A 20,532-nucleotide genomic window follows, 5' to 3' on the forward strand; every position below is an offset into this window, starting at 1 on the left:
GAACCCTCTTCTTATCATTTCAGCTTGCATGACAAATTGGCTCACATAAATTTTAGCATATATGACCTTGAAAGATCGCTGTGCAATACTTAAATTATTAGAATAGCAGGCTAATAATGGAGCTCAAAATGCACAACATACAAGAAACTGAAAGTTTAAAATTTGACGCTGAAGTAGGCAAAGTACTAAATATAGTAATTCATTCACTTTATACCAATAAGGATATTTTCTTGCGTGAGTTAATATCAAATGCATCAGATGCATGTGATAAATTGCGCTATGAATCGCAATTAAATCCTAATTTACTAGATTCAAGCGATGAATTGAAGATTACTATTAGCTCCAGTAAAGATAAGAATGAGCTGTATATAACCGACAATGGAATTGGCATGAACAGGCAAGATTTAATAGATAATCTTGGCACGATTGCAAGTTCTGGTACGCAAAAATTCTTGGATGCAATTAAGAATAATAAAGATTCAAACCAAGCTGTAGAACTGATTGGAAAGTTTGGTGTTGGTTTTTATTCAAGCTTCATGGTTGCCTCAGAAGTTATAGTAGAGTCAAGGAAAGCCGGAGAAGAAGAGTCTTGGGTATGGAAATCTAAAGGAGATGGAGAATATTCAATCAGCAAGTTAGATGGTCAAATCTCTCGTGGAACAAAAATTACGCTCATCATTCGTCCTGAAGAAAGCGAATTTTTAGACAAATTCCGTATTGAAAACATTGTTACTACTTATTCAGATCACATAAATTTTCCTGTTGAATTTGTAAATGAAGAAGGGAAAAGTGAAAAATTAAATAGCAAAGCTGCAATTTGGACTAAGCCAAAAAATGACGTTACTCAAGAAGAGCACAACGACTTCTTCCGCGGTGTTGCGCACGTAGGTGGTGAGCCTTGGATGATACTGCATAATAAAAATGAAGGTGCAATAGAATATACGAATTTGCTTTATGTTCCTTCTATCAAGCCTTATGATTTGTTTCATCCAGATAGACGCTGCTCTGTAAAGTTATATGTCAATAAAGTATTTATTACTGAAGATAATGTACAAATTATACCACAATACCTGCGTTTCTTGAAAGGTGTGGTTGATTCACCAGATTTGCCTCTTAACATCAGCAGAGAAACACTGCAGAATAATCGCGTTGTTGAGCAGATTAGGAAATCCCTAACTAAACGCGTGGTATCAGAGCTCGGCAAAAAAGCAAAAGATAATTTAGAGGAATACACAAAATTCTGGGGCAATTTTGGTGCGGTGTTAAAAGAAGGTCTTTGCGAAGCTATGCCAACTGATGAAAGAGAAGCATTGCTTTCCATTTGCAGATTTCATAGCACCAGTGATGATAAGCTAGTTAGCATTGATGATTATATAAGCAGAATGAAGCCTGAACAGGAACATATCTACTATCTCACAGGAAATAGTCTCGATTCAGTAAAAAACAGTCCACAACTTGAAGGATTCGTCAGCAAAGGGTTGGAAGTGCTTCTATTTGTTGATCCAGTTGATGATTTCTGGACTAGCGTGATTCATGAATATAAAGATCAAAAATTTAAATCTGTAACTCGTGCTGATGTTGATTTAGAAAAATTCTCTTCAGAAGAAGGTAAGAAAGATGAAGAAAATAAATCAGATGAAAACAAAAGCGAAGAAAACGCGGATTCTATACTCGAATACTTCACCAAGGTTCTTGGAAGCTTAGTAAAAAGTGTAAAGATCTCTAAGAAATTAACCGATAGTCCTGTGTGTCTAGCAGTTGATGAAGGAACTATGGATCTTCGTATGGAGCGTTTTTTACGTGAACAGAAGCAGCTAAATTACCGCACGCCAAAAGTACTTGAAATTAACATTAAGCATCCTTTGATAAGAAACATAATGGAATCTCACGCTGAAAATGGTGAAAATCCAACACTTGGAGATATGATTTACTTATTGTTCTATCAAGCTTGTATAGTGGAAGGTGAAGAGATGGGAGACGTAAGTCTGTTTGCTAAAAGACTCAATAATTTGCTTGGCAAAATTTCTGTTTAATGCTATAATTAACTTAGCTAATGGTCAGGGGGTAAATCATGGGTGGTTGGAATTTACTTGGTGGGCTCATGCCGCCAGCAGTAGATACTGCAGAAGAAAGGAAGCGTCGCCATTCTGGAGATTCAGGCACTGAAGAGGAGTTTGAAATTTTAGGGCGAGAAGAAATTAAGGAGCGTCGCTACTCTGGAGATTCAAGTAATGAGAGTCAAGAAGAAGCTGATGTGAGGGATTCTGATGTTGAACCTAGTGTACCAATTACGTTACAGTTTCAACTAACACAATCTCTGCTAAGTCAAGTAAAGGCAAGTGAGAATAATAGGGATGCAAATTCTGGCAAGCAAGCTTACAAAGACCTACCCAGGATGGATTTTGTAATTAATGGTCAAGTTATAGACAAGAATTTCGTTAGCCAGCTTCGTGATAAATGTAATCAAAATGACCAACGCCAAATTGCAAAACATGTTTTTACAAAAATGTTTGAACATGCTAAAGCAGAAATTCCAAATGATAATCTATTAGAAGAATTAATTACTAGTTGCAATCAGGCTGGTTATGATGGCTCTTTGTTAATGCAGCTCTCTCCTATATTTTTGGGACACGATTTGCAATTGCCTGATGCTAATGATAGACATATAGAGATTGTCTGTAGTGATCAGGATTCTTTAAACATTAAATATTGTCCAAATATGCCTGTTAAGCAACTGGGTAAAGAAATATGCAGGGTTGATGCTATTTGAGAGTTCACCCTTAAGTTTCGAGATAGTAAGGTAAAGTATGAAAACGGCAAAGTAACATTTGCCATTCCTGAACAATTAAAGCTGATGGCAAAAGTTTGTTAGATGAAATAAATAGGCATTTCGAAGATGAGGATAATAGAATTACAGAGACTCTTGAGAAAAATATGAATGAAGGACCTAAGTCATTTGCTGCTGAAGACTTGTCTATTACTGAGAGTTCATCTGATAGTAGTGAAGTAGCAAACAAAGTAGTTACTGATCCAGGCATTTTAGGTAATGTTGCGAATGTATTGGTAGGTGTTGCAGAAGTTACAGCAGTTGTAGCAACAGAGTTATTTTGGCCTCAAGATCAGGTTAATATAGAACCAAGGCATAATGAAGAAGAATTTACCATTATCCCTAAAAATTTAACCTTTGATGGATTAATAGACGTTATAAATAAAGCAAAAAATTATGGTGATTACGCAGGTTTAGATAAAACTATAAATAATATAGAGGAAAGCGATAGATTTATTACTGATTTGAATTGTGGTAATTTGAAGGATTTTTGCTCTCAACAGCTTAATTTGACTGATCATATGCACAATGTGCTGTTGAATAATAGCTATGATGAAACAAATGGTTATTATAATTATTCAGTAAAAGAGCTTTCACTACTAGCCATTGCAGCTGATGACACACTTGTGGAAAGGTATGCAGAAACGCATAAAAGTATATTATTTACGCAAGATGAAGGGCTCGATAGGCTACTTATTGGTGTTGGTGGACAGCGCTATACTAAGCTTTTATTAGAAGATTTGGAAAAAAATCGAAGTACTATTCTACCTTGGCATAGCATATGTGAAAAACTTCGAAGGGCGTTGTCTATTCGTAATCAAGAATGCGTGAAAGCGGTATTAGATAAATTTAAAGATACTGAAGCCAGGTCTAGAGTTTCTGATATGTCAGAAAAATTTTTGCACTATGCTATACAACAAGATTTTATAGATGTAGCAAAGACTATTATTAATCATAAAATTGCTGATATTAATAGTATAGACAATTCAGGGCATGCACCTTTGCATTGGGCTGTGGCAAGTAATAATTTAGAATTAATCGGCTTACTTATTAAAAATGGTGCTAATGTTGATGTTCAAGATGAGAGGCATGGCAGAACAGCTTTACATTGGGCTGCTTACCATGATAAATTTGAAATAGTAAAATTACTTGTAAACAAGGGAGCTGATTGGAACATTAAAGATAGAGATGGCAAAACAGCTTTAGATCTGGTAGGAACGAAAAGTTTATATTTGGTAAGGGAAGAAAACAGGGAAAAATCTTCTAGTGAATCAAAAATCACAAAATTTCTTGAAGGTTTAGATGATAAAACACCTTTGCATTTAAATATTAAAAAAGATCCAGAATCCAAAAATATTGATAATCAACAGCCGCAAAGAAACATTGTTGATAAAGTAGAGAATATTATGAATAATGAAGAGGCTTCAATAGAAGAAGCTATAGGTAATAATTGTGAGGAGGGTAAAATGCCTGGAAATGAAAAAATTATAGGAGAAAAATTGTCTGATGCTGTCGATAGAATCAATCGTGATACTATGATAGATTTATTAAAGAAATTAGATGATAGTGTATATAAATCCACTTTACAGAAGCTCTTGAGTCAAGCAAATGACAAGCTTGGGAGAGGGTAAGCAGAAAGGGGATCTTGCACAAATAATAGCATTGCTTAAAAACGAGCTCGAGCACATTGATGCATCATCAGTAGGCAATGATGTAGAAGCTACTGCAAGTGGTCAACAAATTCCTGTGGAAAAGGTTAAAGAACGTGAATCAGATTCACCATCACTGAGTTCTGAAGATGATGATTTTTCTAAACTTGAAGGTAATAAAAGTGATTGCTCTGCCGGAACTTCCTCAGACTCTAATAGTAATTCTCCATTTGAAAAAATTAGTGAAGAAGGTCATGAAACAAGAATATCTGTAATTGACACAGTGGAAGCTGAAGCAACAGCTAATGGTACTGTTTCTAGTAATTCTGTTCCTTGTACTTTAAGAGTAGAATTAACAAGTGATGATGAAGATGAACTTCTTTCGATTGAAATTGAAGATGTTAATAATGATATTAACGTTAATCAACCTACTGAGCATGTAGAACAAGTTGCTAGCGGAAATGGACAGCCAAAAACAGAATTGCCAAGAATTAATGAGCAAAGCAGCAAAAGTGGCCTCAAAAAAAATCCACAAAATACAAAGAAGTATGTTGTAGCTGCTTCTGCGCTTGCAATAGCCGGTATTGTTTCAGGGGTGGCTGTTGCAGTTTACTTGGAAATGTTAGCGGTAGGAATAGCAGTTGCAGCTTGTTGTCTTATTGCAGCTACAGTTACATACTGCTGTAGACCTAAAAGCTTAATTGAGAATGGTGAGCCTGCAGAGATTGTGTTCAAGGAAAGGTCTGTATACTAAATATAGTAGTCTATCATTTAATAATTTATTATAATTATATTGATTGTTAATAGATAAAAACTTGGTAGACTACGAAGAGATGCTTGCTAAGTTGACAAAATTGCCATTTAATGCTACACTTAGCTTAGCTACTAATTAAGAGGAAAAACATGTTAGGTTCAGATTTTGTATCACAGGAATCAAACAAAATTTTAAAGAAATCAGATTCTAGGGATTCGGGAACTGAAGAAGGGTTTGAAATTTTAGAACGAGAGGAAAAAGAGCGCCGTCGTTCTGAGGATTCAGGTAATGAAAGTCAAGAGGAATCTGGCGTTAATAATTCTGATACTAAATCTAGTGCAGTAACTACGTTAGAATTTCAGCTAACGCAATCTCTGCTGGGTCAAGTAAAGGCAAATGAGAATAATGAAGATGTAAAGTCTGGTAACACAGCTTATCAAGACCTATATAGAACGGATTTTTTTGTAATCAATAATAAAACTATAGACAATAGGTTCATTGTAGGGTTGTATGATAAATACAATCAGGAGAGTGATAAACGTCTGTTTGCAAAATGTGTTTTCACAGAAATGTTTAAATATGCTGGAACAGAAGTTCCAAATGACTATATACTGGAAGAGTTAATTACTAGTTGCAATCAGGCTGGTTATGATGGCTCTTTGTTAATGCAGCTCTCTCCTATATTCTTTAAGCATAAACTAATCTTGCCTCATGCCAATGATAGAAAGATAAGTATTGTATATAATAGCCAAGGTTCTCTCAATGTTCAGTATTGTCCAAGTATGCCTGTCAGGGAACTTGATACAAATAGGGAAATATGCAGGGTTGATTCTATTTTAGAGTTCACACTTAAATCTCAGAATAGTAAGGTAGAGTATGGAAACGGTAAAGTAAAACTTATCATTCCTGAAGAATTAAAAGCTTATAGAGAAAGTTTACTAGACAATATTAATGAATATTTCACAGATTATGATAATAATGGATTTACTCCCTTACAAGTTGCAGCACAAAAAGGTGATGTTGAGCTTGGCAGGCATTTACTAGAATGTAGTGCAAATATCGAGATAAAATCAAAGACAAAAGCAAGTGGTGACACCGCACTTCATTTAGCTGCCAAGAGTGGTCATAAAGATTTTGTGAAGCTTTTACTTGATAATGACGCAAATGTTAATTCAGTAAGCAGTACAGGCAGCAGAGTAACTCCTTTACATGAAGCAGCATATAAAGAACATTCAGATGTTGCAGAATTGCTAATAGAGCGTGGTGCAACAGTTGATGCTAAAGATCGGCATAACTTTACTCCTTTGATGTATGCTTCTGCAGAAGGTAATTTGGAGATGGTGAGATTGCTTTTACAAAACAATGCAGATCTTTATTTACAGAATAATAATGATGAAACTGCACTGCACTTAGCTGCTGATAATGGCCATCCTGATGTAGTTGCTATTTTAATAAGTGCAGCAGAAGATAAAGAAAGGTATGTTAATGTGCAAAGCAATAATATTGGTACTGCGTTGCATGTTATAGCTTATAATCGAGAAATAAATGAAGAACATAAAAAATCTGCAAAATTGCTACTAGACAATGGTGCAAGCCCGTATTTAGAAAATGATCCAATCATTAATACACCATTAGATACTCTTTTGAAAGGAAGCTCTTTAGATATGGCAAAAAAACGAGGAAATAAGGGATTTTTGGAATTTATGTCATCTTTAGGCTATTCAGCAACCGTACCAAGCAATTCAAAGAATGATCCACAAAACACAAAAAAGTATGTCGTAGCTGCTTCTGCGCTTGCAATAACTGTTACTGCCTTAGGAGCAGCTGTTGCAGTTTACTTGGAAATGTTAGCAATAGGAATAGCAGTTGCAGTTTGTTGTCTTATTGTAGCTACAATTACGTACTGCTATAGGCCTAAAAGCTTAGTTGAGGATAATCAGGTCAAAAAGGTTATACAGACAGAAGAATGTCAGTCTAAGTAATAAATATAGTAGTCTATCATTTAATAATTTATTATAATTATATTGATTGTTAATAGATAAAAACTTGGTAGACTACGAAAAAATATTCTTAAATAAAATTAAAGATATAAAAGAAGAAGGGCGCTATCGTGAATTTACGCATTTTGCGTCATTACCTGGCAAACTTCCCTATATTATGGATTATGAAAGAAATAGAGAGGTTATTGTCTGGTGCAGTAATAATTATCTGGGAATGTCACAAAACGATAGTGTCATTGCTGCTATTCAAAATTCATCTGTTGGTGCTGGAGGAACAAGAAATATATCAGGTACAACAAAGGAAGTTGTTGAGCTCGAGAAGTCTTTGGCTGACTTGCATCAAAAAGAAGCTGCTTTAACTTTTGCTTGTGGCTATCTTGCCAACCAAACTACACTTAGTACTTTATCGTCTGTTATTCCGGGCGTGGTAATTTTTTCAGATGAGAAAAACCATTCTTCAATGATAGAAGGTATAAAATCAGGAAAAAGACCGAAGCACATATTTAGGCATAATGATGTTGATCACTTAGAGCAGTTGCTAAAGTCTATAGATATAAAAACGCCGAAAATAATAGCACTTGAATCTGTATACTCAATGGATGGTGATGTAGCACCGCTTGAAGCGATATGTGATCTAGCAGATCAGTATAATGCAATTACCTATTTGGATGAGGTACACGCAGTTGGCATGTATGGACCGCGCGGTGGCGGAATTGCAGAAAGAGAAGGTTTGATGGATAGAATAACTGTTATTCAGGGTACATTATCAAAGGCTTTTGGAGTGATGGGTGGATATATAGCGTCTTCAAAGAGCTTGGTGGATGTAATAAGAAGTTCAGCCCCAGGATTTATTTTTACTACTGCTATGTCACCCGTTTTAGCAGCAGCAGCAAAGGCAAGCGTTGAGCATTTAAAATCGAGCAATGTTGAAAGAGAGAAGCAAAAGCAGTCTGTTGAAAAGGTAAAAGACTCACTGAGAAACGCAGGAGTGAATTTTATGCAAACAGAAACTCATATAATTCCAATCATAATTGGCGATCCTGAGTTGTCCAAAAAAGCATCAAAATTGTTATTTGATGAGTATGGAATATATGTACAACATATAAATTACCCAACAGTTTCAAAGGGGACTGAGCGCTTCCGTATTACTCCTACGCCTTACCATACAAATGAAATGATAGAGCATTTAACAAAATCTCTTGTAAAAGTTTTTGAGAAATTGTCTGTTTGTGTCTGTTGTTGAGTTTAAAGTTGCCAAGAATAAGGTATCTATTTAAAAGCATGGTTAATGTACAAAATCAGTGCTTTATTTCTTGTCATGAAAGTAGCTAACACTGGGATCCAACTAAGTTGGTAAACACTTTACAATGTTTTTTGTGCAAAAGGACTAGATGCCATTGTCACACACTGACTATTTGTTCCTATAGTTGTCTTTTCTCGTCTATCTTATTTTGCCACCCTGCTGCAATGAGGGGTAGGTAAGACCATTTATTATTTTCACTACGTGGCTTTTGCTCTTTTGAATGAACTTTAGTTTATATCTCCAGCAATGATGACTCCGTTCTCTTCCTTTAATTTTCCACCGCTTTCTTGAAGAAAAAGTTTGCCTAGCAAGGTTTTGTATTTGTTAATTCCAGAGTAAATTATTCCATTGTATCTTCCGGCAGCAAGATATGCAAAACCTAATACCGTTGAGCCAAGGGAGCGCAGATTATTATTGTCAAGTGGTAATTTATTTAACAAATTACCACTTATGTCTATTATTCCCCCTTCACGAGCTTTCATCCGCATTTTTACATGGCGAGATTTGAAATCTTCAAGAAAAGCTCCTTTCTTTTCCTCTGCCCAGAAAGTTTCTCTAAGGGCTGGAGCATCAATCACAGCTGCTACAACTCTGTTTTTATGAATGAGACAAACTGATACTGCAAAATAAACCATACAACTAAAAAGGTTTTCCTTGCCTTCTATAGGCATAATAAACCAAGTATAACTGCCTTCTTTTAGATCTTGGCCTACATTGTCTTCAAAAATAAAGTCATAGTTCTGGTTGTAGTTTTTCAAGCAATCGTACATAAGTTGCTTGGATTTCGAATAAGTTTTATTGATAAAGTCTGCTGACTTAACGCTTGAAATTTGCAATTCATTAAAATCACGTATAAGCTGCTTGGAGGCACTGCGTACAGAATCAAGCATCACATTGATTCGTGGTGATGAAATTGCCATTTACTCTTTCACTCTTTCGTAATAGCTGTTATCAGGAGTATGTACTACAATTTTATCACCTTCTTTTATAAATTGAGGGACGTTAACGCGTATTCCGTTTTCCAAAATTGCAGGCTTATAAGAAGCAGTAACAGTCTGCCCTTTGATAACAGACTCTGTTTCTTTTACAGTTAGTGTAACGTGATCAGGCACATGTGCAGAAATTATTTTATCTTGATAAGTTACTACTTTAATTTTCATATTATCTTGCAAATAAGCCTTCTTTTCTCCTAATAAGTCTAAATTTATAACAATCTGCTCGTAATTACTTAGATGCATAAGATTTACGATATTTTCTTCAGTAAAAAGATAAACATATTCATCTTCATCCAAAATAGCCCTTCTGATTGTTGCATCAGAGCGGAATCTTTCATAGTGCTTTGCTCCAGTTTTGATATTTTTCATTTCGGCTTGTATGTAAGCACCACCCTTACCAGGTTGAGTATGCATAATACTTATAACCGAAAATAAACCACCGTTATGTTCTAGTACCTGACCTGGCCTAATATCATTAGCCCTTTCTGCCATAATTACACTTTTAATTTGGTCTGATTATTATAAATAACTTTATACAAATATCAAAATTTTTATTGGCCAATGAATTCTGGCATGTTGATTACTATATACCCTTCCTTTATATTTATATGTGGAAATGTTTCTTTAGTGAAAGATAGCATAATGTTTTTTTTTGTGCTGATAACCAAAATTTCTAATATATCTCCTGAACCAAAATTATGTACAGATTTCACATGGCCATATAACTCGTTATTTTCTAACCTTACTTCCATGTTTACAAGATCATCTTGGTAAAATTCATCCTCATCATTTAACTGTGGTAGCTTATTTCTTTCTATATAGAACTTTTTATTTCTAAAAAGTTCTGCTTCATTACGGGAATTCACACCGCTAATTGTTGCTATTACTAAATTATTACTGACAACAGACACCAAGCTTATTTTATAATTTTCACTTCCGATTATTAGTTCACCATATAGGAAAATATTTTCGGGCTTTTCAGTAAAGGTTTTTATCTTAACAGCTCCTTTGATTCCATGGGGAGAAGTAATTATTCCGAGGCATATATTCATATTAATATGATAGTTGAAATCAGCTTTTTGTCTATAGAATTGACAATTTACTGAATTAACATACAATTAATATTGTGATAATTATAGTGGGTAATGTGTGAGTTCTATCAGCAATCAAGAAAAGCAAAGTATTACAAGTGGCTTAGAAGAAATCAACTGTAAGTTGCAAGGTGAATCTATAAAACTTGATGATACAAAGGAATCTATTAATGACCTTACCCAGAAAAAGTAGACAGAAAGTTAAGACGTTTTTACTATGAGAATGATGAATCAAAAAGCTCAGGAATGCAATAGTTAATAGTAGAATGTCTACGCTGTTTATTATAAAAAATTTCTATATATTCAAATATTGCGGTTTTAGCTTGTTGTGCAGAGTGTTGTGAAGTATCAATGAGTAACTCTCTCTTAAGTGAACTAAAAAAGCTCTCTGAAACAGCATTATCATAACAACAACCTTTGTGACTCATACTAGAAGTAATATTTTTTGTACTTAGTAAAAATTGATAATTTTTAGAGGTGTATTGCGATCCTTGATCGCTATGAAATAGTAGATTTTTAGCAGATTTGCGCCTACCAATAGCCATGAATAACGCATCTATAACTAATTGCCTATTTACTGCATTACTCATTGACCAGCCAATCACCATGCGTGAATATAAATCTATTATTGCTGCCAAATATAACCATCCTTCATTAGTTTTTATGTACGTAATATCAGTTACCCATATCTTGTTAGGTTGATCAGCGATGAAATTCTGATTTAATATGTTAGGAGTTATAACTCTATTGTCTATTTGTGGTTTTTTACTTTTAAACTTTCGTCTAAGCTTAGCTTGAATGCCATTTTTCTGCATAACATTTTGCACTGTTTTGATGTTATAATTTTTACCTAAAGCCTTTAATTCAGCGTGAATTTTAGGAGCTCCGTATCTGCATTGTGATGCTCGATATACCTTCTGAATATCTTGTATGAGCTCTTCTCTTATTGATTTTTTGTTGTTTTTTTCCTTAGTAATCCATTTATAATAACCACAAGCAGATACGTTCAAAAATCTGCATGATTCCCGTATTTTATAGCATTTTTTATGTTCTTTTATAAAAGAATATTTTACTCTTTTTGGTTTGCAAAATATCCCAGGGCTTTTTTTAAAATGTCTCTTTCCCTCGTTACTCTTGCCAGCTCTTTCTTTAAATCAAACTTTTCTTTGTCACAATGAGCTACTTTCCCTTTTCCTGGAAACGCATCTACTCCAGACATTCTATCATTGTATGTTTTTACCCATCTGCTTAATGAATCACCGCTAATACCCAAATCTCTTGCTATTTTTGCTGATGATTGACCTGTTTCTTTTACTAGTCTTATAGCTTCAATTTTGAATTCTGCTGTATATTCTTTTCTTTTTGTCATACCACACCTCTTTGAAAAAACGTTTTATTTTACTTCAAAAACGTCTTAACTTTCTGTCTACTTTTTCTGGGTAAGGTCAAAGTTCAGAAGACTAAGAGTTGGCGATTACCGTATTATGTATTGTGCAGACACAAAAAAACATGAAGTAACTATCGTTACAATAGGACATAGGGATATCATTTACGAGAAAGCTTTGAAGGTACTTAAGAACTATGTTTTTCAATAAACTCTGTTTCGTTAAGTAAGTAAATTATAAATATTATATTATACAGCCCTCTTTCCTCTCCACCTTAGGTGGCTTTGCTCAGCTCAAAAATAACTCATTTTTTTGGCTACCCCCTATAATTTTACTACTCTACAGAGACAGCTACTATAAAATAGGCTCTAATAACGAATTAGAGATCAACGTTACAAAGAATAGGAGTGGATCAACCGGAAAGGTTACAGTAAGTTAATACTGGAAGGATATTAGTATGGAGCCTCAGATTCGTAAATGTCTTTTCTGTGTTTTATTGAAACAATGGTTACTTCATACTTTGCAGCATTTACATGATACGATAATCGCCAACCCTTAGTCTTCTGTATCCTTTGAGTTTGTAACAAAACGATTCACCAAAATCAATTGGATTAACTGTAAGTCGCTCTTTTACTATCTCTTCAACTCTTAACTTTATTGTTTTTAGAAAAGCTCTTCTTACTAACATTTTTCAGGAATTTAATCTTACAGCGCTTTAGTCCCACCTATAGTGGTAAGATTATCTACTTATTCTTGTATGGGAATTTACCAATTATTAAGACATTAAGTGTAGTAAAAATATATTCTAATAGTATGGATAAATAAATGAAATTTGAACAATGTGTAAAAGATGACGAGATAGATTTATCTCATCTTCATGACAAAAAAATAGGTGATTTTCTCACTTTTATGGACAAAAACCCAAATATCAATTACTTTAATTGGGCAGATAAAGATACCAGTAATAGTATAAAATTTGAGAGAAGTAGAAATATTAGTAATAACATGAAACTTAGGTGCATAGGTGCAGGAGTTGGTTTAGTTGCTGGTCTAGTTGCAGGATGTTGTTTAGGGCAAGAAACTTTAACTCTTATCGGTGTTTCTGGTGTAGTGTTGATTGCATTTGCTATAGTTGGTGCATTACTTGGAGCTGGAGCGGGCTATGTCGTAGGTAAATGCCTTGACAAAATTAAGGTTACAAATATGCAAGGAGAAAGAAGTTGTTAAAGGTTCGTGTTATATTCTGAATTTCTTTCAATACTTAAAGATTTACAATCAGAGCAAACCACTTGGCCACGTGGAACTGATTTCAGCTCATCAGTTGAAACTTTACTTGAGCAGAATATGCATTTTATTTTATCACTTGGGGCGAGTGAGTGATCAACAGCAATTCTATCATCAAAAACAAAACACTCGCCTTCCCAATTACCACTTTTATTACCAGTTTTTTCAAGATAGGAAAGAATACCGCCTTTAAGATGGTAAACATCTTTAAATCCAAGGCTTTTCATATATGCTGTAGATTTCTCACATCTGATTCCACCAGTACAGTACATAGCTACTTTCAGGTCTTTACTCTCAGAAAATGACTCTGCCCACTGAGGAAAATCGCGAAAACGCTGAGTGTGTGGATTGATTGCATTTTTAAACTTGCCTAGTTTTACTTCGTATTCATTTCGTGTGTCTATCACTAAAACATCAGATTGAGAGACAAAATCATCCCAATGCTCTGGATCAACGTACTGGCCTCTAATGGAAGTACCGAGATTACTTACACCAATATTCACAATTTCTCTTTTTAATCTCACTTTCATCTTACTAAACGGTTGGTATCCTGCCGCACTCTCTTTCCACGTAAGACCTTTTAGCCTGTCATCAGAACGTAGAAAATCAAGTATTTTATCAATTGCGTTTCTTTCTCCAGATACAGTTGCATTAATACCCTCTTCTGCAAGGAGTATAGTGCCTTTTAATCCAACGTTGTCGCATGCAACTTTTATTTCGTCTTTCATGTCATAATAATTAGAGAGTTTTATAAAATGATAGAAAGTTGCAATGACAAAACTCATAATTAATTAGTTTATCGATTTAAAACATAATATATAAAATTATGAAGATATTCAATAGGACGGCTGTTAATTACTGGATATCTTTAGTTTTTGCATATAACATTTTAATATCAAATATAGATTCAAGTTAATGTTTCTGAGAGTATTTAAAAATATATTCTTGTTTTTAGTAAGTGTATTATTTGTCTGCCCTATACTATCGTTAATATCGATTCTATTTACAGAATCAGCAAACTCTGGATGGGTAATTAGTAGACTTTTTCCTGAATATATACTCAATACGTTGATTTTGATGGTAGGAGTAGGAGGAATATCCTTCATATTTGGAGTAGTTCCAGCTTGGCTCACTACATTTTTTTCATTTCCTGGAAGTAGAATTTTCGAGATTGCTTTATTCTTTCCGATATCAATTCCTGGATATATAGTATCGTTTGTTTATGTAAACACGCTAGAGTTTTCAGGTCCAGTTCAGAGCTTGTTAAGAGATACTTTTCAATTGAGCAAAGGTGACTATTGGTTTCCCGAGATCAAATCCCTAGGTGGTGGAATATTAGTAATGGGATTTAGTCTATATCCATACGTTTATATGTTGGTCCGCTCAAGTCTAAAGAGCGTTAGTAACTCAGTCACTATTGCATCAACACTTGGGTTCTCCTCATTACAGAGTCTGTTTTCTGTCATCATACCCTCCATACGTCCATCAATTATAGCTGGGTTATCCTTGGTACTAATGGAAGTAATTACAGATTTCGGCACACCACAGTTTCTTGCTATCGATACTTTCACGACAGGAATATACCGTACTTGGTTTTTACTGCATGACAAATATTCAACTACTGTTTTGGCAATTGCAGAACTGATTTTCGTTGCAACACTAATAGTTATCGAGAAAAAACTACAAAAAAGAGAAATATCTTACTCTTCAATCAATACTAATGCAGATTATCACAATAAACGTAGTATAAACGGTTCTATATCGTTGATCTTTTCTTATCTTATGTGTTTATTGCCGATATTAATAGGCTTTATTTTACCAATGATTCCACTTATATATTGGAGCATAGAGAAAGGCTTTTTCATATACGAAGCAAGATTTTATAATATAATAACAAACAGTATTAGTTTATCATTTATTACCGCGCTAATCTCGATCAGCATTGCAATAATTATTGGATATACAGCACGTAAAAATAAGGTAATAAACAATATAGCACGTCTCATTTCTCTTGGATATGCAATTCCAAATGCAATTATTGCAATTAGCATAATAATGTTTTTAAGCAGAATATCTTCTTTTATTACTCAATATATTGTAGAAATTAGCTTGGTAGGAACTATTGGCGCATTAGTTTACTCATATTTATTTCGTTTTTTTGCTATATCTTTCAAGGCGATAGAGTCGGGACTCAAAAAAACAACAAATGAAATTGAATGGACTGCATATACTATGGGTCATGGGCCTATTTCCACGTGCCTGAATATTCATATTCCCCTTATCAAGAAAAGCATACTATCGGGATTTCTGCTCGTGTTTATGGATACGGTAAAAGAACTCACGGCAACACTAATTATCAGACCATTTAATTTTGAAACTATATCAACTAGAGTATATGAACTTGTCAGCGATGAGCGTTACAGAGAAGCTGCCCCATTTTCGTTAATGATAGTTATTATAGGTTTAACCTCTACAATAATCTTATTCACACTTGATGATAAGAATCAAAAATAAACTATTTTGCATCTGTTCAGCAGAGTAACAAAATAAGATAGACGAAAAAAGACAACTATAGAAGCAAATGGTCAGTGCTTTCGTGTTTATCAACTTAGTTGGATCTCAGTATCAGCTACTCGGATGACATTATGGAAGCTCAAATGACAAAACAAGAAGCATTGGTTTCAGATGCACTTAAACAAATACACTATCTTGATGATCAATGAGGTCTAGTGTTAACGTATGGACTGTCTAAGGAAAAGGGTGGTACCATAACATCAAAGGTTTTTATGCTCTCTTCGTTCAGAAATTCATATTTACCCTGCATTATTCCTGATGGTGTATTTAAGTATGTTCCACTTGTATATTTGAATACCTCTCCAGATTTTATTACAGGTTGTTCTCCAATAACACCAACTCCGGCAATTTCATTTATTTTGCCCTTATGATCTATTATTTGCCAATAGCGACTTAATAATTGAATGGTTGATGAGCTTTTGTTTTTTATCTTAACATTATACATCCATACGTAACAATTTTCATAAGGAATGGATTGCTCTTCAATATAAATTGGCAAAACTGTAACTTCAACATAATTAGTAATAAGTGTGTATTTCATGGTCATCGTAAAGTGTTTATGATAAAAATTTAACACACTTCAATTATACACTTTTTTCATGGATTTTCCAAGCATATTATCGTACTCTAACTAGGAAGTATTAATTTACATGATGAACAAAACAGATCCACTGGATAAAAAAGTGATAGGAATAATAGGAAGTGGGCAATTAGGTAAAATGACTGCTATCGCTGCAATAAAACTTGGGCACAAAACGCATATTTTTGCCAGTGCTAAAAACGATCCAGCTTATTCTGTTGCTGATGATTTAACAATAGCAGACTTCTGTGATAAGAGGGCGCTTGAATCTTTTGCACAGAGTGTGGATTTAGTCACTATTGAGTCTGAAAATATTCCATGTAGTGCAATTGATATTGTGTCGCAGCATACAGATTTTTATCCAGGCAAAAAGGCGTTACACATTTCGCAAAATAGGCTGAGAGAGAAAGATTTTATTAGAGATTTAAGCATAAAAACTGCTGATTACAAAAGTATACAAAATTATAATCAGCTACTAGAAAGTAGTGAAACTTTTAGCTATCCAGTGAGGCTAAAAACAACAGAAATGGGTTATGATGGAAAAGGACAATATGTGATTGAAAATGATTCTGAACTGAAGCAATTTGCTTCCTTCGATTGGAATAAAGAGTACATTCTTGAAGCAAGTGTTGATTTACTGAAAGAGGTTTCAATAGTCGTTGCAAGAGATAAAAACGGTAAAGTAGCTTTTTTTCCCATAGCAGAGAATCACCACGTTGACGGAATACTTAATACTTCAATAGCACCAGCTAAAATAGATAATAAATTAGCCCAAGAGGTACAAAAAACTGCAGAGAAAATAGCAACTGCGCTTGATGTAGTAGGAATTCTAGCTATTGAATTTTTCATCACTCAAAATCATGAATTACTAGTTAATGAACTGGCCCCAAGACCCCACAATTCTTGCCACTGGAGCTTGGATGCATGCAACGTTAGTCAATTCGAGCAGCTAGTTAGGATAATATGCGGGCTATCTATGCAGGAAGTAGTATTACGCTTTCCTTGCATGACAAAAAATATAATAGGTAATGATATATATAATTCTCACAAATATTTGAGCAACGAAAAAGCTAGTTTAACCATATATGGGAAAAAAGAGGTTAGGGACAAGCGTAAAATGGGACATGTCAATATAGATTTAAGTTATTGAGCTATAAATGCTCTTTGATCAAGATCTCCAAGATCTGCACTATATTTAGTGCTGCACCTTTGCGTAGATTATCAGCTACTATCCACATATTGAGTCCATATTTTATGGTACTGTCTTGTCTGATACGCGATACATATACAGCATCCTCCTGTACAGTATCAATCTGAGTCATATATTCACCGTCTTCACGCCTATCGTACACTAAAATTCCACTATCTTCGGCTTCACTGAGCATTTCACGAGCTTCCTTTTCAGTTATATGCTGATCAAATTCTACATTTACCGCAATAGCGTGTCCAATAAAGACAGGCACTCTTACACAAGTTGTAGTCACTTTTATATTCTCTCCTAAAATTTTTTTTGTTTCCTCTTGCATTTTCCATTCCTCTTCTGTAGAGCCATCTTCCATGAACCCTCCTATATGGGGAATGCAATTAAATGCTATTTGCTTAGGAAATATTTCAGATTTTTTAGCTTCGTTCATGAATATTTTTTTTGTCTGGTTGTAGAGTTCATCCATTGCTGCTTTACCTGCACCAGAAGTTGATTGATAAGTTGAAGCAACGATTCTCTTTATTTTTGCTTTTTGGTGCAATAAATGCAATGCCAACAACATCTGTATTGTAGTACAATTTGGGTTAGATATTATATTGTGATTCTTATATTCCGTAATTTTATCTTTATTGATCTCTGGAATAACTAGTGGCACGCCTTCTTTCATCCTAAAACAAGAGGTATTATCTACGACAATACATCCAGCTTCAGTTGTAATCGGTACGTATCTCTCGGAAACATGAGACCCAGCACAGAAAATTGCTATATTAATTCCAACAAAATCGTAGTTCTCAAGGTCTAAGACAGTTAATTCTTCATCGCCGAAACTTACCTTTTTTCCCTCTGATTTTTTTGATGCAAATACAATAACAGAATCTATTGAAATTTTTCCTTCGTCTTGAAACTCGGCAAGCGCGCTTAATACCTCACGCCCTACTCTTCCTGTTGCTCCAATAACAGCAATTTTATATCCCATTAGATAAACCTCTGACTTTAAAGCTATATTATATTTTTACTGATAAAATTTACAATTACTTTAATATTTTTACCTTGCAATTAACCATAATTTAGTTATAATTATAAGATACTAGTAATATTGCATGGTAGAATGAAATGAGTAAAAAACATGATGACACTAAGGTCAAACCTGCAGTATCTGAATTTCAAAAGCCTGAAAAAGTCAATAGATTAGAGATTCAAAATGTTCTTTCGAAAAAAAGCAAGCCAGCGATAAATTTTGATGATAAAAAGTATGGTGTGAAAATTTCTAAGATAGACCAGCATCTTTCAAACAAGAAGCAAGAATCTTTTGGATTAAGAGATTTTTTAAGTTCAATACCAATAATGGGAAGATTTTTAGTGAAAATTTTCACGCCTGAAAAAGAAGAGTATAAAAAACTGCAATCGCAAATAGGTCTTTCTAATAAAGCAAAAAATGAGATCTACATAGATAATAAACGCACAGAAGAAGTAGGTAGCAAACTTGAGAATGGTAATATTGAACAAGTAGATAAAGAGAAAAAAAATCTTGGCCCATAAATATTAACCATTTAAAGTGTATCTCTCACTACTGAATTTGTTGCACAGAAGTTTTGCAGTACCAAAATAAGTAAATGGGTATGCCACTTGCAGTGAACAGGCTCGAAATCAGCAGAGTACCTACAGGGGTTTCTAATATCACCCAACAACAAAAGGTTGTTGCTATGCTACCAATTAAAAGCTTATAACAACTCCTCTCCTGTATAATAACCTTTAGAAAGGCAAAACAGCACGCAAGATAAACGAACAAAAATGAAATTACAGAAAAGTCAATAATCGACGTAATCTGCTGGGCAAAATTGTTGTTTGAAGTGAGAATTAGTAAAATTGCAGTTCCAATTGAACTAACTGTTATTCCCCAAAAAGGAGAGCCATGCTTGTTCCTTTTAGCAAAGAATTTTGGCATTAGTCTATCTTCTGCAAGACCAAAAGCAACTTGTCCACTAGATAAAACCCAAGCGTTTAGACTGCCAACACAAAAAATGAATGCAACTATAGAAACAATTAAATGCCAATTACCAGAAAACATAATTTTTATCGCATCAACATATGGTGCTCTTGAACTTGCTAAATTGTTGCCATTGATCAATCCCATAATTGCAAAATTGTTGATAAAATATATAACAGCAACACAAACTGTGCCAAGCACCACAGCTTTTGGTATAGTTTTAGCTGGATTATCAACTGACCCTGCAGGTGCTGTTGCCAATTCAAGTCCAATAAAACACCATAAAGTAAGGAGTGTAGAGCGGGCAAGAATTTGCGATGTTGTAAGACTTAATATCTCTTCACTTATGATAAAATTATTTCTATCGAAAAAAAACAACGCTGCTACAGGTATTGCAAGCAATACAGCAACCTTCACAACCGTGAGCAGAAACTCAACATGCCCTGCAGTAGCTATTCCCCTTAAATTTATTAATGTAATGATTGTAAATAACAACAGCTCTAAAAATAAACTCATACTTTTGATATCTTCATGGAAAAATGGTGTAAGATAGCCAACACCCACAACTATTAAAGCTGTTGTACTAACCCATGAGATTACCCAATATGTCCAACCAACAAAGAACGCTGCAGCAGGACCAAAAGTATGTTTCACATAAACGTGAGGACCTCCTGTTTCTGGAAACTTTGCACATAGCGTAGCAAAAACTAGCGCAAGAGACACAGCACCAGCTCCTGATATCATCCAACTTATAAGGCTATAAGCGCCATATGGAGCAAGGCTAATTGGAAGCATAAAAACCCCAGAGCCGATCTGACTACTAATGACTAAAGCAAAAACAGCCCAAAAACCTATTTTATTTGACACAATACCTCTTAATTCTATTAATGTAAGCCAGT

At 34.4% G+C, this 20,532-nt stretch carries 21 protein-coding genes; 11 read left to right on the forward strand and 10 right to left on the reverse strand.

The genetic code is table 11. The features are described 5' to 3' along the window. Nucleotides 1-128: 128 nt before the first annotated feature. From htpG to hemA, 6 genes are all read left to right on the forward strand, one after another. Nucleotides 129-2,033, forward strand: a complete 1,905-nt coding sequence (gene htpG, locus ABWU52_RS00780) for a molecular chaperone HtpG (protein WP_353277045.1) — start codon at nucleotides 129-131, stop codon at nucleotides 2,031-2,033. A 38-nt stretch (nucleotides 2,034-2,071) separates the two neighbouring features. After that, on the forward strand, nucleotides 2,072-2,770 hold the full coding sequence (locus tag ABWU52_RS00785) for a hypothetical protein (protein WP_353277047.1): 699 nt from the start codon (nucleotides 2,072-2,074) through the stop codon (nucleotides 2,768-2,770). A 95-nt stretch (nucleotides 2,771-2,865) separates the two neighbouring features. Continuing rightward, complete coding sequence (locus tag ABWU52_RS00790) at nucleotides 2,866-4,458, forward strand: ankyrin repeat domain-containing protein (protein ID WP_353277048.1); 1,593 nt, start codon at nucleotides 2,866-2,868, stop codon at nucleotides 4,456-4,458. Continuing rightward, on the forward strand, nucleotides 4,436-5,230 hold the full coding sequence (locus tag ABWU52_RS00795; RefSeq protein ID WP_353277049.1) for a hypothetical protein: 795 nt from the start codon (nucleotides 4,436-4,438) through the stop codon (nucleotides 5,228-5,230). Before ABWU52_RS00790 ends, ABWU52_RS00795 begins: the two co-directional genes overlap by 23 nt. Nucleotides 5,231-5,379: 149 nt before the next feature. Beyond that, complete coding sequence (locus ABWU52_RS00800; RefSeq protein WP_353277051.1) at nucleotides 5,380-7,212, forward strand: ankyrin repeat domain-containing protein; 1,833 nt, start codon at nucleotides 5,380-5,382, stop codon at nucleotides 7,210-7,212. A 64-nt stretch (nucleotides 7,213-7,276) separates the two neighbouring features. Beyond that, nucleotides 7,277-8,473 carry a 5-aminolevulinate synthase gene (hemA, locus tag ABWU52_RS00805; RefSeq protein ID WP_214303449.1) on the forward strand — a complete coding sequence of 399 codons (1,197 nt, stop codon included), beginning with the start codon at nucleotides 7,277-7,279 and terminating at the stop codon, nucleotides 8,471-8,473. Between the two features lie 287 nt (nucleotides 8,474-8,760). Here hemA and ABWU52_RS00810 read toward each other — a convergent pair whose 3' ends face one another. From ABWU52_RS00810 to rimM, 3 genes are read right to left on the reverse strand one after another with little or no spacing between them, the layout of a single operon-like run. Next, nucleotides 8,761-9,453, reverse strand: coding sequence for an inositol monophosphatase family protein (locus tag ABWU52_RS00810; RefSeq protein ID WP_353277053.1), 693 nt, complete (start codon nucleotides 9,451-9,453; stop codon nucleotides 8,761-8,763). Beyond that, a complete protein-coding gene (efp, locus tag ABWU52_RS00815) occupies nucleotides 9,454-10,020 on the reverse strand; it encodes an elongation factor P (RefSeq protein WP_353277054.1) in 567 nt (188 codons plus the stop codon). It abuts the gene before it with no gap. Between the two features lie 59 nt (nucleotides 10,021-10,079). Next, complete coding sequence (gene rimM / locus ABWU52_RS00820; RefSeq protein ID WP_353277056.1) at nucleotides 10,080-10,580, reverse strand: ribosome maturation factor RimM; 501 nt, start codon at nucleotides 10,578-10,580, stop codon at nucleotides 10,080-10,082. Between the two features lie 97 nt (nucleotides 10,581-10,677). Between rimM and ABWU52_RS00825 the strand changes: the two genes are divergently transcribed. Further along, nucleotides 10,678-10,812, forward strand: a complete 135-nt coding sequence (locus ABWU52_RS00825) for a hypothetical protein (RefSeq protein ID WP_353277058.1) — start codon at nucleotides 10,678-10,680, stop codon at nucleotides 10,810-10,812. A gap of 22 nt (nucleotides 10,813-10,834) precedes the next feature. Here ABWU52_RS00825 and ABWU52_RS00830 read toward each other — a convergent pair whose 3' ends face one another. From ABWU52_RS00830 to ABWU52_RS00840, 3 genes are all read right to left on the reverse strand, one after another. Continuing rightward, entirely contained in the window at nucleotides 10,835-11,713 is an 879-nt protein-coding gene (locus ABWU52_RS00830; RefSeq protein WP_353277659.1) for an IS3 family transposase, read from the reverse strand. Beyond that, nucleotides 11,689-11,988, reverse strand: a complete 300-nt coding sequence (locus ABWU52_RS00835; protein WP_064085359.1) for a transposase — start codon at nucleotides 11,986-11,988, stop codon at nucleotides 11,689-11,691. The genes ABWU52_RS00830 and ABWU52_RS00835 overlap by 25 nt, the downstream gene beginning before the upstream one ends. Before the next feature lie 545 nt (nucleotides 11,989-12,533). Further along, nucleotides 12,534-12,692 (reverse strand): type II toxin-antitoxin system RelE family toxin, encoded by a 159-nt coding sequence (locus ABWU52_RS00840; RefSeq protein ID WP_353277060.1) that lies wholly within the window; start codon nucleotides 12,690-12,692, stop codon nucleotides 12,534-12,536. Between the two features lie 137 nt (nucleotides 12,693-12,829). Between ABWU52_RS00840 and ABWU52_RS00845 the strand changes: the two genes are divergently transcribed. After that, on the forward strand, nucleotides 12,830-13,231 hold the full coding sequence (locus tag ABWU52_RS00845; RefSeq protein ID WP_353277061.1) for a hypothetical protein: 402 nt from the start codon (nucleotides 12,830-12,832) through the stop codon (nucleotides 13,229-13,231). Here ABWU52_RS00845 and ABWU52_RS00850 read toward each other — a convergent pair. Beyond that, the gene (locus ABWU52_RS00850; RefSeq protein ID WP_353277063.1) at nucleotides 13,228-14,073 is read right to left on the reverse strand and encodes a rhodanese-related sulfurtransferase; all 846 of its coding nucleotides are present in this window, start codon (nucleotides 14,071-14,073) and stop codon (nucleotides 13,228-13,230) included. The genes ABWU52_RS00845 and ABWU52_RS00850 overlap by 4 nt on opposite strands. Nucleotides 14,074-14,203: 130 nt before the next feature. Between ABWU52_RS00850 and ABWU52_RS00855 the strand changes: the two genes are divergently transcribed. Further along, complete coding sequence (locus ABWU52_RS00855; RefSeq protein ID WP_353277065.1) at nucleotides 14,204-15,802, forward strand: ABC transporter permease; 1,599 nt, start codon at nucleotides 14,204-14,206, stop codon at nucleotides 15,800-15,802. Between the two features lie 202 nt (nucleotides 15,803-16,004). On the opposite strand, the gene apaG is transcribed toward ABWU52_RS00855, so the two are convergent. Continuing rightward, a complete protein-coding gene (apaG, locus tag ABWU52_RS00860) occupies nucleotides 16,005-16,409 on the reverse strand; it encodes a Co2+/Mg2+ efflux protein ApaG (RefSeq protein ID WP_353277668.1) in 405 nt (134 codons plus the stop codon). 106 nt (nucleotides 16,410-16,515) lie between these two features. Here apaG and ABWU52_RS00865 point away from each other — a divergent pair, with 106 nt between their 5' ends. Further along, complete coding sequence (locus ABWU52_RS00865; protein ID WP_353277670.1) at nucleotides 16,516-17,592, forward strand: 5-(carboxyamino)imidazole ribonucleotide synthase; 1,077 nt, start codon at nucleotides 16,516-16,518, stop codon at nucleotides 17,590-17,592. Nucleotide 17,593: 1 nt separating this feature from the next. Here the strand turns inward: ABWU52_RS00865 and ABWU52_RS00870 are convergent, their stop codons facing one another. Next, nucleotides 17,594-18,622, reverse strand: coding sequence for an aspartate-semialdehyde dehydrogenase (locus ABWU52_RS00870; protein ID WP_353277067.1), 1,029 nt, complete (start codon nucleotides 18,620-18,622; stop codon nucleotides 17,594-17,596). A gap of 137 nt (nucleotides 18,623-18,759) precedes the next feature. Here ABWU52_RS00870 and ABWU52_RS00875 point away from each other — a divergent pair, with 137 nt between their 5' ends. Then, nucleotides 18,760-19,185 carry a hypothetical protein gene (locus ABWU52_RS00875; protein ID WP_353277069.1) on the forward strand — a complete coding sequence of 142 codons (426 nt, stop codon included), beginning with the start codon at nucleotides 18,760-18,762 and terminating at the stop codon, nucleotides 19,183-19,185. Nucleotides 19,186-19,213: 28 nt separating this feature from the next. Here ABWU52_RS00875 and ABWU52_RS00880 read toward each other — a convergent pair whose 3' ends face one another. Next, nucleotides 19,214-20,500: an APC family permease gene (locus ABWU52_RS00880; protein WP_353277071.1), complete on the reverse strand. Its 1,287-nt coding sequence runs from the start codon at nucleotides 20,498-20,500 to the stop codon at nucleotides 19,214-19,216. Nucleotides 20,501-20,532: the final 32 nt, after the last annotated feature.

Origin of the sequence: Wolbachia endosymbiont (group B) of Villa cingulata (genome assembly GCF_964028285.1) — a bacterium.
Lineage (GTDB): Bacteria > Pseudomonadota > Alphaproteobacteria > Rickettsiales > Anaplasmataceae > Wolbachia.

Coding starts and splice junctions, on each gene's coding strand:
- htpG (WP_353277045.1), top strand. CDS start 129: ATGCACAACATACAAGAAACTGAAAGTTTAAAATTTGACGCTGAAGTA.
- ABWU52_RS00785 (WP_353277047.1), top strand. CDS start 2,072: ATGGGTGGTTGGAATTTACTTGGTGGGCTCATGCCGCCAGCAGTAGAT.
- ABWU52_RS00795 (WP_353277049.1), top strand. CDS start 4,436: ATGACAAGCTTGGGAGAGGGTAAGCAGAAAGGGGATCTTGCACAAATA.
- ABWU52_RS00800 (WP_353277051.1), top strand. CDS start 5,380: ATGTTAGGTTCAGATTTTGTATCACAGGAATCAAACAAAATTTTAAAG.
- ABWU52_RS00810 (WP_353277053.1), bottom strand. CDS start 9,453: ATGGCAATTTCATCACCACGAATCAATGTGATGCTTGATTCTGTACGC.
- efp (WP_353277054.1), bottom strand. CDS start 10,020: ATGGCAGAAAGGGCTAATGATATTAGGCCAGGTCAGGTACTAGAACAT.
- rimM (WP_353277056.1), bottom strand. CDS start 10,580: ATGAATATATGCCTCGGAATAATTACTTCTCCCCATGGAATCAAAGGA.
- ABWU52_RS00835 (WP_064085359.1), bottom strand. CDS start 11,988: ATGACAAAAAGAAAAGAATATACAGCAGAATTCAAAATTGAAGCTATA.
- ABWU52_RS00840 (WP_353277060.1), bottom strand. CDS start 12,692: ATGTTAGTAAGAAGAGCTTTTCTAAAAACAATAAAGTTAAGAGTTGAA.
- ABWU52_RS00845 (WP_353277061.1), top strand. CDS start 12,830: ATGAAATTTGAACAATGTGTAAAAGATGACGAGATAGATTTATCTCAT.
- ABWU52_RS00850 (WP_353277063.1), bottom strand. CDS start 14,073: ATGAGTTTTGTCATTGCAACTTTCTATCATTTTATAAAACTCTCTAAT.
- ABWU52_RS00855 (WP_353277065.1), top strand. CDS start 14,204: ATGTTTCTGAGAGTATTTAAAAATATATTCTTGTTTTTAGTAAGTGTA.
- apaG (WP_353277668.1), bottom strand. CDS start 16,409: ATGACCATGAAATACACACTTATTACTAATTATGTTGAAGTTACAGTT.
- ABWU52_RS00865 (WP_353277670.1), top strand. CDS start 16,516: ATGAACAAAACAGATCCACTGGATAAAAAAGTGATAGGAATAATAGGA.
- ABWU52_RS00870 (WP_353277067.1), bottom strand. CDS start 18,622: ATGGGATATAAAATTGCTGTTATTGGAGCAACAGGAAGAGTAGGGCGT.
- ABWU52_RS00875 (WP_353277069.1), top strand. CDS start 18,760: ATGAGTAAAAAACATGATGACACTAAGGTCAAACCTGCAGTATCTGAA.